This window comes from Streptomyces verrucosisporus (assembly GCF_017114865.1).
Taxonomy (GTDB): domain Bacteria; phylum Actinomycetota; class Actinomycetes; order Streptomycetales; family Streptomycetaceae; genus Streptomyces; species Streptomyces fenghuangensis.
Genome location: NZ_JADEYH010000002.1, coordinates 1 through 14104, shown reverse-complemented (window position 1 = coordinate 14104; position 14104 = coordinate 1). Strand labels below are relative to the sequence as shown.

Here is a 14104-nt window from a genome sequence, read left to right as displayed (position 1 = left end):
GCCGACACCCCCGCAACACCGGAACGCGGACTCAGCCCGCGACCATCCGCACCGCCCAGTAACTCACCGCCGCCACCAACGCGGCAGCCGGCATGGTGATGAACCAGCCGAGCACGATGTTCTTCGCCACCCCCCAGCGCACCGCGCTGACCCGCTTGGTGGCGCCCACACCCATGATCGCGGAGGTGATCACATGAGTGGTGGAGATCGGGGCGTGGAACATGAACGAGGCGGTGTACATCACCGAGGCCGCCGTCGTCTCGGCGGCGAAACCCTGCGGCGGGTCCAGTTCGATGATCCGGCGCCCCAGCGTCCGCATGATCCGCCAGCCTCCGGCGTACGTGCCCAGCGACAGCATCAGCGCGCAGGCGACCTTGACCCAGACCGGGATCTGGCCGTGGTCCTGGACGTCCGCGATCACCAGGGCCATCACCACGATGCCCATGGTCTTCTGCGCGTCCTGCAGGCCGTGGCCGAGTGCCATGCCCGCGGCCGAGACCGTCTGGGCCATGCGGAAGCCGCGCTTGGCGCGCTGCGGGTTGGCCCTGCGGAACAGCCACATGATGGCCACCATCACCAGGTAGCCGAGCAGCAGGCCGACCAGCGGCGAGACGAACATCGGGATGACGATCTTCGAGAACACCCCGGACCAGTACACCGCGATGCCGCCCGCCAGCGCCGCGCCCACCATGCCGCCGAACAGGGCGTGCGAGGAGGAGGACGGCAGGCCGAAGTACCAGGTGACCATGTTCCAGGTGATCGCCCCGACCAGCGCCGCGAACAGGATCGCCATCCCGCTCTGGCCGTGCGGGGTCTCGATCAGCCCCTCGCTGACGGTCTTGGCGACTCCGCTGCCCAGGAAGGCGCCCGCCAGGTTCATCACCGCCGCCATCAGCAGCGCGGCCCGGGGGGTGAGCGCGCGGGTGGAGACGGAGGTGGCGATGGCGTTCGCCGAGTCGTGGAAGCCGTTGGTGTAGGTGAAGAAGAGCGCGACCCCGACGGTCAGTACGAGCGCGAAGGTGTCCACGTGGTTCAGGACTCCTTGACGGCGATGGTCTCCACCGTGTTCGCCACGTGCTCGAAGGCGTCGGCCGCCTCCTCCAGGACATCCACGATCTGCTTGAGCTTGAGCACCTCGATCGCGTCGTACTTGCCGTTGAACAGGTGGGCCAGCAGCTTGCGGTGGATCTGGTCGGCCTGGTTCTCCAGCCGGTTGACCTCGATCCAGTACTCGGTGAGGTTGGCCATCGTCCGCAGGTTCGGCATCGCCTCGGCGGTCAGCTCGGCCGCCCGGGCCAGGACCTCGATCTGCTGTTCGACACCCTTGGGCAGCTCCTCGACCTGGTAGAGGACGACGAGGTCGACGGCCTCCTCCATGAAGTCCATGATGTCGTCGAGCGACGACGCGAGCCGGTAGATGTCCTCACGGTCGAACGGGGTGATGAACGAGGAGTTCAGCTGGTGGAAGATCGCGTGTGTCGCGTCGTCACCGGCGTGTTCGGCGGCACGCATGCGCTCCGAGATCTCGGCCCGGGCCGAGGGCTCCGCCCCGAGTAGTTCCATCAGGAGCTTCGAGCCCGTGACGATGTTGTCCGCGGAGGCCGCGAACATGTCGTAGAAGCTCGTCTCCCTGGGGGTCAGACGAAAGCGCACTGGGATTCCTCGAGGTGCATCGTTGTCGGTCTCATGATGCTAGGCGCATCATCCGGTCCCATCGAACCGGCGTCCTTCAGTGTCACCCATCGGACCACACGCTCCGTACCCGGGGATCCACGCCCCCATCACCACAGAACGGAAAATTCGGTACCATATACCCAGTGGGGGTATTGATCCTCACGGCGACCACGGGAGGACCGTATGACGACCACCGACGCCCGTCCAGAGACCGTCCACGGTCCGCACGGCTACGCCAAGGAGAAGGACGCCCACCTCAAACGGCTGCGGCGCGTCGAGGGCCAGATCCGCGGCCTTCAGCGCATGGTCGAGGAGGACGTCTACTGCATCGACATACTCACCCAGGTCTCGGCGTCCACCAAGGCCCTGCAGTCCTTCGCCCTCCAACTGCTGGAGGAGCACCTGCGCCACTGCGTGGCCCAGGCGGCCACCGAGGGCGGCGAGGAGGTCGACGCCAAGGTGGAGGAGGCCACGGCCGCCATCGCCCGGCTGCTGCGCACCTGACGCCCGCACCGCCATGTCCGGGAGGCCGGCGGACGACCGCCGGGCATCGGTCAGGGCCGGCCCCGGCCCCTCCGCTCGTGGTCGCGCCCGACCCGCAGCACCTCGTCGATGCGGGCGGGACTGAGCCGGTCCTCGACCGCGGCCGAAGCCGCGATCATCAGCTCCCCGTAGAGCTCGATCTCGTCGAGGGCCACGTGGTCCTCGGTCAGTGGACCGCCCTGCTCCCCGGACACACCCACCACCACCTCCGGCCTCCCCTCCGACGCAACCGAACTCCAGAGTAGGAAGAAGCGCGTCCCGCGCGCATGGCACGTCCGGACCATTTCGCGCCGCCGCTCCCGGCTACGCTCCGGCGTACCCCAGCGCTCCCGCGCTCCCGCACTCCCTACGGAGCGGCGATCCTCCCGGTGTAGATGTCCTCCGGCTCCGGCAGCTCGACCTCCACCGGCACGCCGAAGCCGTACAGCGACGTGGTGGAGACCACCTCGGCGTCCTCTTCCCCGCCCGGGGCGCCCGCCGCCCGCGGGAAGGAGAAGCGGTGCCGGATCTTCCGCAGCCGCCCGCGCTCGTCCACGTACGCGTCGAAGACCACCGTCCGGTTCGAGAGCCCCTCCGCCGCCGCGGCGAGCTGCCCGCGCGAGCGCGGCTCCGCCTCCCTCGCCGCCACCGCGAGGTCCACCGTGCCCCGGTAGTGCCGCACCGTCTCCCCGTGCAGCCGCTCCTCGCCGCGGAACGACGCCGACCGCACACCGCGCAGCAGCTCGGCGGCGCTGACCGGGTCGGTGGCGCCGCCCGTGACCAGGTTCCCGTCGGGGAGGGTCGCCGTGTCCACGCGCACCCACTTGCCGTCGGGCACGCCCGCGCCCCTGTTCCGCATGTACAGCGCGCCCGGCGTGACCAGCTCCACGACCCGGCGGCGCCCGCTCTCGCCGGTGGCCTCACCCGGCAGCACCACCCTCAGCCGCCCCGTCCGCCTCCCGTAGTCGAAGACGCCCGTGCCCCGGATGGTGACCCGGGTGCCGCCGTTGGTCATCTCCACCGCCGTACGCGTCCGGGAGGTGCCCGATCCGGCCAGCGCCCCGGCCGCCTCCCGGACGGCGGCCCGCGCCTCGGCGGCGCTCACGTCGGCGGCGGCGGCGCCCCGCCCGGAACAGCCCGCCGCGGCCAGGACAGCCAGTGCCGTCCCGGCGCAGACCGCGCCGACCGCCGCGGTCCTGCCCTTCCGCCCCCGTTGCACCACCATCGCCTGACGACCCCCAAGCACGCGTATCGGAACCCGTTCCGACTAACGACGCCCCCGGGCCCCCGTCACGGCCGGTACCGTGACCGTGTGCAGCAGGACGACAGCCAGGGGGTGCCGCCCCAGCGGCCGGCGCCACCGCAGGAGCATCTGATCTCGACCGTGGAGAAGGGTCCGTTCTGCAGCGCCGCCTGCAGTTGCGGGTGGCGCGGTCCGGCCCGGCGCGCCCGGGGGCGCGCCCGCGCGGACGCCGCGGCCCACCAGGAGACGTGAGGACCCGTCGGGAGGCCTGAGGTCCCTCGGGGCGTGAGGCCCGGCGGGAAGACGGCGCCGAGGACGGCGAACGGCCGCCGGGGCGTGTGCCCCGGCGGCCGTGAGCCTCCTCGGACGCCCTCAGGCGACCAGGTCCCGGTCCCGCGGCTGCCGCTCCGCGTCCGGCTCCCCGGCCCGCGCCTCCGACTCCGACTCCGGCGAGACGCTCACCAGCCGGCCGATCCGCGGCGAAGCGGCCATCGCGCGCATCAGCGGCATCAGCAGCGCCAGCGCCAGCGGCGCCAGCAGCAGCGCCACGGCCGTGCCCAGCGCCAGACCACCGACCACGTCGGTGGGGTAGTGCACCCCCATGTAGATACGGCAGACCCCGGCGAACACCGCCACCAGGATGCCGACCAGGCCCAGCCGCCGGTTGACCATGAAGATCCCCACGGCCAGCGCCATGGCCAGTGTCGCGTGGTCGCTGACGAACGAGAAGTCCCTCTTCCCCTCCACCAGCACTTCCAGCCCGTCATGGGTCAGAAAGGGTCTGGGCCGCTCCACGAACTCCCGGATCGGCACGTTCACCAGCACCGCCACCCCGGCCGCCAGCGGCGCCCAGACCAGCCCGGCCACCGCCGAAACCGCGTCCGGGCGGCGCCGCGCCGTCCACCAGGCCCACAGGCCCAGCACCGCCAGCGCCACGATCGTGCCGTACTCGCCGACGTACTCCATGAGGTGGTCGGCCCAGTCGGGGGCTTCCCTGGCCAATCCGTTGATGTCGTAGAGCAGCTCGACGTCGGGGTTGTCCCATTCGGCCATCGCAATGCTGCCCTTCACTCTTCGCTGCCGACCCCCGTGGTAGCGGAATGCTCGTTCCGGACAAGGAAACGCCCTGCCCCGGCCGTACGTTCCGACCTCCACCGAACGATCACCCGGACGTTACCGGAGGGTGACCCGCGCCCGGGAACCGCGGCCGCGCACCGCGCCACCGGGGCGGCTACCACCCCGGGGTTCACGATGCCGTGGGCCTCGTCGCCCCGAAGTAGTCGGGGGAGTCGATCGGGTCGAAGCGGATCACCGCACCCGTGTACGGCGCGTCGATCATATAGCCACCGCCCACGTAGATCCCCACGTGGTGAATCGACCGCGAATCGGTCAAGTCGTGCGCGAAGAAGACCAGATCGCCCGGGAGCAGCTCGCTGCGCTTCGGGTGCGGGCCGGCGTTCCACTGGTCGTTGGCGACACGCGGCAGCTCGATGCCCACGCTCGCGTACGCCGCCTTCGTCAGACCCGAGCAGTCGAACCGCCCGCCGTCCTCCGGTGTGCCGTCCCCGCCCCACAGGTACGGCGTCCCCAGCCTCTTCTGCGCGAAGTCGATCGCCCCGGCGGCCTGCTTCGTCGGCGACAGCCGCCCGGCGGGCGCCGCGAAGCTCTTCTCCAGCTTCCGGATGACCTTCACGTAGTTCTGCGTCTCGCGGTACGGCGGCACCCCGCCGTACTTCATCACCGCGTACGGGCCCGCGTTGTAGGCGGCCAGCATGTTGTCCGTCGGATCGCCGGGCACCCCCCGGACGTTCTTCGCCAGCGTGCAGTCGTACTTGGCCGCCGACGGGATCGCGTCGGCCGGATCCCACACGTCGCGGTCGCCGTCACCGTCGCCGTCGACGCCGTGGACCGCCCAGGTGCCGGGGATGAACTGGGCGATCCCCTGCGCCGCGGCGGGGCTGCGCGCCCTCGGGTTCCAGCCGCTCTCCTGGAAGAGCTGGGCCGCCAGCAGCGCCGGGTTGAGTGCCGGGCAGTAGTTGCCCCACTTCTGCACCAGCGGCCGGTACGCCGCCGGCACGGCGTTCTTCGCCAGCGCGACCGCACCGCCCCTCCCCCCGAACAGGTTCGACGCGGCGCTGTACGTGCCCACCACGAGCAACGCCAGCAAGCACATGACGAGCCCGAAACCGACCCCGATCGCCACCCATGCCTTCCGCACCCCTCAACCCTCCCCCATCCGAAAGGAGTTCACTGCCGATTCGGCCGCAACCGTGTCAGAATCCAAGTGAAGCGCAACTTTCGACAACCCTCACCGGGGCGGTGAACACAGCATGTTTCTGGCAGCCGAAAAGGGCGACATCACCACCATCATCGGCGGAATCGCCCCCGACTGGGGCCCGTTCGGATCCCTGGGCAACGAGGCCCGCGTGATGATCGAGGTCGTCATGGCCGTCGCCATCCTCCTCTGCCTCGGCATCGCCATCTGGGGCGCGGCCAAACAGCGCATCGGCGCCACGGCGCTGCGCGACACCTTCAGCGCGGAACAGGGCAAGGGGCTGATCGTGGCGGGCCTGACCGGGGTCTTCATCATCGGATCCCTCGGCACGCTCTTCACGATCGTCTACGGCATGGCCGTGTAACCGCGCGCCGTCCCGCCTCCCCTCCGGCCCCCGGGCACCGGTGTCCGGCTCCCGGACGCGCCCGCGTGCCCGGCGGGCGGACCGGACCGGACCGTCCCTTACACCGCCGGTCGGCGGTACACGCCCCGTTCGGCGGGCGTCTGACGCCCCGTGAGAACCGTCACGCCCGCGGCCGCGGGCGAAAACGACCCGTGGCGCCGGGCACCCCCGTCCACCGGGCACCGCACCGGCGGCCGAAGGCGGACACCACCGGCGCCGGCCCGACCGCCCCCGAAGGCCGCAGCCGTCGAACCGCTCCCCCCACCAGGAAAAAGAGCACCGCAGCGATGCACCAGCCCAGAATCCGCACCCGCCCCGGCCGGTCCCCCTCCTCCCCTACCGGAACACGACCGGAGGGCACGGGGCGGCGCCGCAGGGCCGGGGCCGGTGATCCACCGCTCACGGTGCGGAAGCGATCCTGCACACACCGGTCCCACAACCGCCGCGGCGGAGTTAACGTCAAGGGCAGGGCACGACGACAACCGGGCGGCGCCCGGGCGACCGAGAGGGCACGCGCACGATGAGCATCGGCGGCGATGGCGGTTACGAGGACGACGTCGTCGACGCGTACGACGAGCCCCGGCGGCAGCCCGTCCGGGTGGGCCGCAGCATGGTGACGGTGGTGGGCGTCGTCGTCCTGCTGATCGCCGCCATCGCCTTCGCCAACAGAGGCGGTGGCGAAACCCCTCCGGGCGGCGGCGGCCCGCAGGCCCGTGAGGACGCCCGGCCCACCGCCCCCACCGGCGAACGCCCCGTCACCGGGCGGTCGAACGGCGTGCCCTCGGACTTCCCCCGCACCGAGCAGGGCGCGCAGAGCGCCGCGGCCAACTACGCGGTGGCGCTGGGCGGTACGGGCATGTTCGAGACCGAGCACCGGCACATGCTCGTCGACACCCTCTACACCCCCGAAGCCGCCGCACGCGTCAAGGAGCGGCAGGACAGGGCCTATTCGGAGGCCCTCTTCGAGCGCATAGGGCTCACACCCGAGGGCGAGGCCCCCGAGGGCACGACCTTCGTCTCACGCACCGTCCCCGTCGGCACCAGCGTGACGGAGTACACCGAGGACGGCGCCACCGTCGAGGTCTGGTACACGGGTCTGATCGGCATGGCCGGCGAGGAGTCGACCATCCCCGTGACCACCACCTGGAAGACCTGGACCTTCCGGCTGAGGTGGGCCGGATCCGACTGGAAGATCACCGAGGACTCCCAGAAGGACGGCCCCGCCCCCGTACCGGGCGACCTCCGGGCCTCCACAGCCGAGGACATCAGCAGGGCCGTCGAGGAGTACGGAGGGTTCACCTATGCCCGTTGACCGAGCCGGCCGCCGCGCCCTGTCGCTCGCCGGACTCCTGGCGGGCCTGCAGGCCGCCGGGATCTGGCTGGCCGCCCGCGCGGCAGCCGAACCCACACCGACCGCGAGCCCGGACCCCTGCGAGGAACTCGACACCCCCGCCAGGGAGCTGTGCGACACCGACGGCTCCGGCGGCGCCGACTCCGACCCACTGTCCACCCTCGACCCCCTCGCCTCCCTCGCCCAGGGCTGCGCCGAGGCCGCCGCCTGGATCGTCGACAAGCTCTCCGAGGCCGTCTCCTCCACCGCCACCGTCGACTTCACCAACCCCGCCTTCCTGCGCCAGTACGCCGTCGTCTTCGCCGCCTCGACGATCCTCACCCTCGTGCTGTGGCTGCTGGCCGTCGCCAAGCGCGCCGTGCGCGGCATCCCCCTCACCGAGGCCCTCACCGAGGCCATCGGCTTCCTGTGGCTGACGGTCCTCGCCTCCGCCTTCACCCCCCTGATCCTCTACACCCTGGTCACCGCGACCGACGCCGTCACCGACGTGATCGCCGCGGGCACCGGATCCGACACGGACAAGTTCTTCGGCTCCTTCTCCGAGGCCCTGAAGAAGGGCGACGACATCGGCGGCGGCCCGATCATGCTGATCGTCGTCTCCCTCGTCTCCGTCCTCGCCGCCGGCGTCCTCTGGCTCGAACTCGTCATCCGCGCCGCCCTGCTGTACGTCGGCGCCCTGCTGGGCACGGTCGTCTACGCCGGGCTCGTCGACAAGAACCTGTGGGGCCACGTACGCCGCTGGGCGGGCATCATGATCGCGGTGATCCTCGTCAAGCCGGTCATCGTCATCGTCCTCGGCCTCGCCGGGGCGCTCGCCTCCGACGAGGGCCCGAACGCCTTCTCCGCGATCGTCTCCGGTCTGGCGATCATCCTGCTCGCCATCTTCGCCAGCGCCATGATCTACCGCTTCGTCCCCGGCTTCGGCGACGAGATCGTCCGCCAGCGCAACGCCAGCGCCGACCCCGCCTCCCGTACGGCCGCCGCCGTGGTCTCCTCCCCCGCCGCGATGCTCCGCCAGGGCATCACCACCCACAGCGCCCGCGGTGGCGCCGAGGGCGGCAGCGGCGGCGGGCAGTCCGGCGCCGCCGCCCGGCCCGCCAACCCGGTCTCCGGCGGTGTGGCCGCCCACGCCTCGCGCGGCGACCGGGCCTCCTCCCGGCCCACCTCGCCGCCCCCGCCCCGTACGGGCAGCGGCGGCGGCACCACCAGCAACCGCACCGGAGGTGATCGCGGATGACGACCCCGTCCCACACCGTCGCTCCGCGCCGCACGTACATGATCGGGCGCGCCCGTCCCAACGCCGTCGTCGGCAGGAACCGGGAGACGGGCGAGATCGCGCTGATCGTCGCGGGCGCCTTCCTCGGCATGATGAGCGGGCTCCTCGTCCCCGTCCTGTCGCTGCGCATCGCCCTGCTGGTCGGCTTCCCGCTGCTCGCCCTGGCCGCGGTGTACGTCCCCTACAACGGCCGGACGTACTACAGGTGGTTCGAGATCAAACGCAGTTACCGGCGTCTGCTGCGCCGCGGCACCACCTACCGCTCCGCCGCCGCCGAGGCCGGCACCCGGCTGGACGGCACCGAGGTGGACGTCCCCGCGCCTCCCGGCGTCGGCCGGGTCAACTGGCTGTCCGCACCCTTCGGGCCCGACGAGATCGCCGTGCTGCTCCACGCCGACCGCCGCACCGTCACCGCCGCCATCGAGATCGAGGGACCGGGCGTGGGCCTGCGCGACAGCGAGGACCAGGAGGCCCTCGTCGACCGCTTCGGCACCCTCCTCAAGCACGTGGCCAACGGCGACGGCTTCGTCACCCGCCTCCAGATGCTCGCCCGCACCCTCCCCGCCGACCCCGACGCCCACGCCAAGGACGTCGCGCAGCGCGGCGACGAGCGGGCCGCGCCCTGGCTGCGCGACTCCTACGAGCAGCTGCTGTCGATGGTCTCCACCTCCAGCGAACAGCACCGCGCCTATCTGGTGGCCTGCATGCACTACACCCGCGACCTGGCCGCGGAGGCCACCGCGATCGCCAAGGCCACCCGCGCCTCCACGGGCCGCCGCCTCACCCGCGACGAGGGCCTGGCCGTCGTCATGGCCCGCGAACTGACCGACATCTGCGCCCGCCTCGCCGAGGCCGACATCCGGGTGCGGCAGCCGCTGGGCCAGTCCCGCATGGCGTCCCTGATCCACTCCATGTACGACCCGGACCACCCCATCGACCACATCCAGGCCATGAGCCGCCGCAACGCCTGGCCCGCCGAGCTGGACGCCTCCGAGCCCACCCACCTCCAGGCCAAGACCCGCGAGTCCGCCACCCGCGCCCCCTGGTGCCACGCCACCGCCTGGGTCAAGGAGTGGCCGATGACCCCCGTGGGCGTCAACTTCCTCGCCCCGCTGCTGGTCCACACCCCCGACGTGATCCGCACCGTCGCCGTCTGCATGGACCTGGAGCCGACAGAGGTCGCCATCGAGCGCATGCTGACGGAGAAGACCAACGACGCCGCCGAGGCCAGCCGCGCCGCCAAGATGAACCGCACCGTCGACCCGCGCGACGTGGCCGCCCACAGCCGCGTCGACCAGCGCGGCGAGGACCTCGCCTCCGGCGCCGCGGGCGTCAACCTCGTCGGCTACATCACCGTCTCCTCCCGCAACCCCGACGCCCTGGCGCGCGACAAGCGCACGATCCGGGCATCGGCCGGAAAGAGCTACTTGAAGCTGGAGTGGTGCGACCGGGAGCATCACCGTGCGTTCGTGAACACCCTGCCGTTCGCGACCGGCATCCGCCGCTGAGGAGGCGCAACACCATGGCCGCGTTCGATCCGCTGACCGCCGTCACCGACGCCTTCACCAGCTTCGTCTTCGGCAAGACCGAGACCACCCGCCTGCCCGTGCGCACCTCCACGGGCCAGGCCCAGGCCGTCTACCTGCCCACCGCCGCGCCCGGACTGGGCGACTCCGGGGTGATCATCGGCCGCGAGGTCTACAGCGGCAAGGGCTACATCTACGACCCCTTCCAGCTCTACGGCCAGCAGCTCCCGGCCCCCCACTGGCTGGTGCTGGGCGAGTCCGGCAACGGAAAGTCGGCGCTGGAGAAGACGTACATCCTGCGCCAGCTGCGCTTCCGCGACCGCCAGGTCGTCGTCCTGGACGCCCAGGGCGAGGACGGCGTGGGCGAGTGGAACCTGATCGCCGAGCAGATGGGCGTCACCCCCGTCCGCCTGGACCCGATGGCCGCCCTCGACCAGGGCATCCGCCTCAACCCGCTGGACCCGTCCATCACCACCACCGGCCAGCTCGCCCTGCTGCGCACCATCATCGAGGTCGCCATGGGCCACGGTCTCGACGAGCGCGCCGGCTTCGCGCTGAAGGTCGCGCACTCCTACGTCAACGACACCGTCACCGGACGCCAGCCCGTCCTCACCGACATAGTCGAGCAACTGCGCCATCCGGAGCCGGAGTCGGCCGAGGCGATGAACGTGGCCCTGGAGGACGTGCGCGCCTGGGGCCTGGACGTGGCCCTCGTCCTGGACCGCCTGGTCGACGGCGACCTGCGCGGCATGTTCGACGGCCCGACGACGGTGGGCATCGACCTCGACGCTCCCCTGATCGTCTTCGACCTCTCCCACATCGACCGCAACTCCATCGCCATGCCGATCCTGATGGCCATCGTCGGCGTCTGGCTGGAGCACACCTGGATCCGCCCCGACCGCAAGAAGCGCATCTTCCTGGTCGAGGAGGCGTGGCACATCATCAACAGCCCGTTCGTCGCCCAGCTCTTCCAGCGCCTGCTGAAGTTCGGCCGGCGCCTGGGCCTGTCGTTCGTCGCGGTCGTCCACCATCTGTCGGACGTCGTCGACGGAGCGGCGGCCCGGGAGGCGGCAGCCATCCTCAAGATGGCCTCCACCCGCACCATCTACGCCCAGAAGGCCGACGAGGCACGGGCCACCGGAAAGGTGCTGGGCCTGCCGCGCTGGGCCGTGGAGATCATCCCCACGCTCACCCCCGGCATCGCCGTCTGGGACGTCAACGGCAACGTCCAGGTCGTCAAACACCTGGTCACCGAGGCCGAGCGCCCGCTGGTGTTCACCGACCGCGCCATGACCGAATCCTCCGCGCCGGACTCCCCGTCCGGGTCTCCTCCCGCCCCTTCCCCGCACTCGCCGGTGAAGGACACCCTGGCCGACGAACTCGACGCCGAGACCGAGTCCCGGGCCGCCGCGATGGAGCGGCTCGCACGCGCCGACGAGACGGTGGCCTGACGGTGGCCCGGGGCCACGGCGGAGCACCGGGAACGCAGGGCGACGGCACGGGCGCCCCGCCGCGGAGGGGCATCCCCGACGGCCTCCTGCTCGGCCTCATGGGCCTCCTGCTGGGCGTCACCGTCCTGTGCTGGACGGCAGCCGGGCTGGCCGGCCTCCTCGCCCACGGAGCATGGCCGCAGGGCGTCACCTTCACCCGCACCCCGGCGGCCATGCGCGCGCTGGTCTCCGAACCGGGCGACCTGGCCGCCGCCTGGCCCGGCGCGCAGGCCGAAACCCTGCCGGGGCCGGGCCTGTTCTGGGGGATCCTCATCAGCCAGGCGATGGTCCTGACGGTCCTGGGCTTCTTCGCCGCCGGCGCCGTGGCCCGACGCCGCGCCCTGCGCGCCGCGCGGCGGGCCGCCCGGCAGACGGCCCCGTACAAGGACACCCCGCCCGCGCCCCACGGGACGGCCGCGACGCCTCTCACCTCTCCCGCAGCGCCCGAGGGCGGCAGAGCCCTCGCCGGTGCCTCCGACGCCCAGGAGGCCGCGCCCCCCGAGGAGGTGGCCCCCGCGCCCCCTCGGGAGCTCGTACAGGCCCCCTCGGCCGTACGGGCCCGTCCCGTCCCCGAGGCGTTCTCCGGCCCTCCCGCGGGCGTCGAGTACGGCGCCCTTCACACCGTCCGGGCCGCCGACGCCCTGCGCGCCGCCCCCGGGGCCGCCCTCGTCGTGACCGCCGACCCCGCCCTGTGGGCGGAGACCGCGGGAGCCCGCGCCAAGCTCGGCCCCGTCCACGTCTACGACCCGGGGCAGCTCACCGACGCCCCCGTGCGGCTGCGCTGGTCGCCCCACCACGGCTGCGACGACCGCCGTACCGCCGCCGGGCGGGCCGCGGCCCTGCTCGCCCCCGTACGCAGCCCCGCACGGGCTGACGCTGCCGTCCACGATGCCGCCGAGACGCTCCTGGGCTGCTGGCTCCACGCCGCCGCCGTGGCCGGCGAGCCGTTCCGCCAGGTCCACCGCTGGGCCAACGCCCCGGAGGGATCCTCCTCGGAAGCCGTCCGGATCCTGCGTACGCACCCCAAGGCGGCGTCCGGCGCGGCGGGCGAACTGGAGGCGACTCTGATCGCCCACCCCGAGCGCCGGGACGCCGCCGTCCGCACCGTCCGAAGCGCCCTGTCCTGCCTGTCCCAACTCCACATCCGCAACGCGTGCACGGCTCCGCGCACGGATTCGGCCGCCCTGGAATCCTTTGCGGCCGAATGGGGAACGCTCTACGTCGTGGGCGAAACCGTCGAGGACCCGCGCCGTGCCCCTGGCACGATGCCGCTCCTCACGGCTCTCACCGCAAGCGTGGTCGAGCACGGCCGCCGCATGGCCGCAGGGTCATCCGCCGGCCGGCTCGACCCACCACTCTCCCTGATCCTCCACAACGCCGCGGCGGTCGCCCCAGTCCCCCAGCTGCCCGACCTCCTGGTCAACGGCGAGCCGACGGGCATGCCGACCTTGGCCCTGCTGCGCTCGGAGGCACAGGCACACGCCTGGTGGCCGCAGCTCGGCGAAGCCGAGCCGCCGGCGCGCCCCAAGCCCTGACCGCCCGCCCGAGTGAGGACGCCACGGGGATGAGTCAGCTCCAGGAGGCCGTGGAACTGGTCGAAGGCGTACTGGGCTCCACGGCCATCGGCGTGTACCTCCACGGCTCCTCCGTACTCGGAGGCCTCCGGCCGGCCAGCGACATCGACCTCCTCGTCCTGTCCCGGCGAACCATGGACGAACGGGAGCGGCACTCGCTTGCCGAAGGACTGCTCGGGATCTCCGCCTCAGTGGATTCAGCGGACGAGTCCCGCCGACCGGTCGAACTCAGCGTCGTCGTCCAGTCCGAGATCCGCCCATGGCGATTCCCGCCGACCGGCGATTTCCTGTACGGCGAGTGGCTACGCGACGCGTTCGAGGCCGGCGAGGTGCCTCACCCGGAGCCGGCGCCGGATCTGGCCCTGTTGCTCACCACGGTGTTGGCCGGAGACCGCCCCCTCATCGGTCCGCCGCCCGCGCGGGTAATCGACCCCGTACCGCACAGGGACCTGGCGCGAGCGAGCACTGCGGGTATTCCCGATCTGCTCGAGGAGTTGGAGGACGACACCCGTAACGTCGTACTGACCCTCGCCCGTATCTGGACCACGCTCGTCACCGGCGAGATCGCACCGAAGGACACCGCAGCCGACTGGGCTCTCGCCCGGCTCCCGCCGGAACACCGGCCCGTCCTGAAGCACGCCAGGGATCTCTATCTCAACCGTCGCTACTCCGAGGAGACCTGGAGCGACGAACTGCGGGCTCAGGTGCGCCCGCATACGGAGAAAGTCCTCTCCGAGATCAGCCGAATCCAACAGGAGAAAGCATGAACG

Annotated in this window: 15 protein-coding genes; 9 read left to right on the top strand and 6 right to left on the bottom strand. The window is 72.0% G+C overall.

All coding sequences use genetic code 11. The annotated features are described in order from the left end of the window. Positions 1-31: 31 nt before the first annotated feature. Together IQ279_RS02920 and IQ279_RS02915 are read right to left on the bottom strand one after the other, a co-directional pair. The gene (locus IQ279_RS02920; protein WP_206346706.1) at positions 32-1027 is read right to left on the bottom strand and encodes an inorganic phosphate transporter; all 996 of its coding nucleotides are present in this window, start codon (positions 1025-1027) and stop codon (positions 32-34) included. Positions 1028-1032: 5 nt separating this feature from the next. Further along, complete coding sequence (locus IQ279_RS02915; RefSeq protein WP_206346705.1) at positions 1033-1653, bottom strand: DUF47 domain-containing protein; 621 nt, start codon at positions 1651-1653, stop codon at positions 1033-1035. Between the two features lie 204 nt (positions 1654-1857). Here IQ279_RS02915 and IQ279_RS02910 point away from each other — a divergent pair, with 204 nt between their 5' ends. Next, positions 1858-2178: a metal-sensitive transcriptional regulator gene (locus tag IQ279_RS02910; protein ID WP_206346704.1), complete on the top strand. Its 321-nt coding sequence runs from the start codon at positions 1858-1860 to the stop codon at positions 2176-2178. A gap of 50 nt (positions 2179-2228) precedes the next feature. On the opposite strand, the gene IQ279_RS02905 is transcribed toward IQ279_RS02910, so the two are convergent. Continuing rightward, positions 2229-2411 (bottom strand): hypothetical protein, encoded by a 183-nt coding sequence (locus tag IQ279_RS02905; protein ID WP_241027682.1) that lies wholly within the window; start codon positions 2409-2411, stop codon positions 2229-2231. Positions 2412-2563: 152 nt separating this feature from the next. Next, on the bottom strand, positions 2564-3421 hold the full coding sequence (locus IQ279_RS02900; protein WP_206346703.1) for an SCO4651 family lipoprotein: 858 nt from the start codon (positions 3419-3421) through the stop codon (positions 2564-2566). Between the two features lie 87 nt (positions 3422-3508). On the opposite strand from IQ279_RS02900, the gene IQ279_RS02895 reads away from it, so the two are divergent. Next, entirely contained in the window at positions 3509-3691 is a 183-nt protein-coding gene (locus IQ279_RS02895) for a hypothetical protein (protein WP_206347217.1), read from the top strand. Positions 3692-3811: 120 nt separating this feature from the next. Here the strand turns inward: IQ279_RS02895 and IQ279_RS02890 are convergent, their stop codons facing one another. Together IQ279_RS02890 and IQ279_RS02885 are read right to left on the bottom strand one after the other, a co-directional pair. Continuing rightward, positions 3812-4492: a phosphatase PAP2 family protein gene (locus tag IQ279_RS02890; RefSeq protein ID WP_206346702.1), complete on the bottom strand. Its 681-nt coding sequence runs from the start codon at positions 4490-4492 to the stop codon at positions 3812-3814. 193 nt (positions 4493-4685) lie between these two features. Beyond that, entirely contained in the window at positions 4686-5612 is a 927-nt protein-coding gene (locus tag IQ279_RS02885) for a C40 family peptidase (RefSeq protein WP_241027577.1), read from the bottom strand. 157 nt (positions 5613-5769) lie between these two features. Between IQ279_RS02885 and IQ279_RS02880 the strand changes: the two genes are divergently transcribed. The 7 genes from IQ279_RS02880 (at position 5770) to IQ279_RS02850 (ending at position 14101) form a co-directional block, all read left to right on the top strand. Continuing rightward, positions 5770-6078 carry a DUF8827 family protein gene (locus IQ279_RS02880; RefSeq protein ID WP_093658653.1) on the top strand — a complete coding sequence of 103 codons (309 nt, stop codon included), beginning with the start codon at positions 5770-5772 and terminating at the stop codon, positions 6076-6078. 559 nt (positions 6079-6637) lie between these two features. Further along, positions 6638-7429, top strand: coding sequence for a DUF8175 domain-containg protein (locus IQ279_RS02875; RefSeq protein WP_206346700.1), 792 nt, complete (start codon positions 6638-6640; stop codon positions 7427-7429). Further along, on the top strand, positions 7419-8705 hold the full coding sequence (locus IQ279_RS02870; protein WP_206346699.1) for a hypothetical protein: 1287 nt from the start codon (positions 7419-7421) through the stop codon (positions 8703-8705). The genes IQ279_RS02875 and IQ279_RS02870 overlap by 11 nt, the downstream gene beginning before the upstream one ends. Next, positions 8702-10252 carry an SCO6880 family protein gene (locus IQ279_RS02865; protein ID WP_206346698.1) on the top strand — a complete coding sequence of 517 codons (1551 nt, stop codon included), beginning with the start codon at positions 8702-8704 and terminating at the stop codon, positions 10250-10252. Before IQ279_RS02870 ends, IQ279_RS02865 begins: the two co-directional genes overlap by 4 nt. A 14-nt stretch (positions 10253-10266) precedes the next feature. Next, complete coding sequence (locus IQ279_RS02860) at positions 10267-11721, top strand: ATP-binding protein (RefSeq protein ID WP_206346697.1); 1455 nt, start codon at positions 10267-10269, stop codon at positions 11719-11721. A gap of 2 nt (positions 11722-11723) precedes the next feature. Beyond that, positions 11724-13295, top strand: a complete 1572-nt coding sequence (locus IQ279_RS02855) for a type VI secretion protein (protein WP_307792101.1) — start codon at positions 11724-11726, stop codon at positions 13293-13295. 29 nt (positions 13296-13324) lie between these two features. Continuing rightward, a complete protein-coding gene (locus IQ279_RS02850; protein ID WP_206346696.1) occupies positions 13325-14101 on the top strand; it encodes an aminoglycoside adenylyltransferase family protein in 777 nt (258 codons plus the stop codon). Positions 14102-14104: the final 3 nt, after the last annotated feature.

Excerpts from the sequence above, each read along its gene's own strand:
- IQ279_RS02910 (WP_206346704.1), top strand. The coding sequence starts at position 1,858 with ATGACGACCACCGACGCCCGTCCAGAGACCGTCCACGGTCCGCACGGC.
- IQ279_RS02900 (WP_206346703.1), bottom strand. The coding sequence starts at position 3,421 with ATGGTGGTGCAACGGGGGCGGAAGGGCAGGACCGCGGCGGTCGGCGCG.
- IQ279_RS02890 (WP_206346702.1), bottom strand. The coding sequence starts at position 4,492 with ATGGCCGAATGGGACAACCCCGACGTCGAGCTGCTCTACGACATCAAC.
- IQ279_RS02885 (WP_241027577.1), bottom strand. The coding sequence starts at position 5,612 with ATGTGCTTGCTGGCGTTGCTCGTGGTGGGCACGTACAGCGCCGCGTCG.
- IQ279_RS02880 (WP_093658653.1), top strand. The coding sequence starts at position 5,770 with ATGTTTCTGGCAGCCGAAAAGGGCGACATCACCACCATCATCGGCGGA.
- IQ279_RS02875 (WP_206346700.1), top strand. The coding sequence starts at position 6,638 with ATGAGCATCGGCGGCGATGGCGGTTACGAGGACGACGTCGTCGACGCG.
- IQ279_RS02870 (WP_206346699.1), top strand. The coding sequence starts at position 7,419 with ATGCCCGTTGACCGAGCCGGCCGCCGCGCCCTGTCGCTCGCCGGACTC.
- IQ279_RS02865 (WP_206346698.1), top strand. The coding sequence starts at position 8,702 with ATGACGACCCCGTCCCACACCGTCGCTCCGCGCCGCACGTACATGATC.
- IQ279_RS02860 (WP_206346697.1), top strand. The coding sequence starts at position 10,267 with ATGGCCGCGTTCGATCCGCTGACCGCCGTCACCGACGCCTTCACCAGC.
- IQ279_RS02850 (WP_206346696.1), top strand. The coding sequence starts at position 13,325 with ATGAGTCAGCTCCAGGAGGCCGTGGAACTGGTCGAAGGCGTACTGGGC.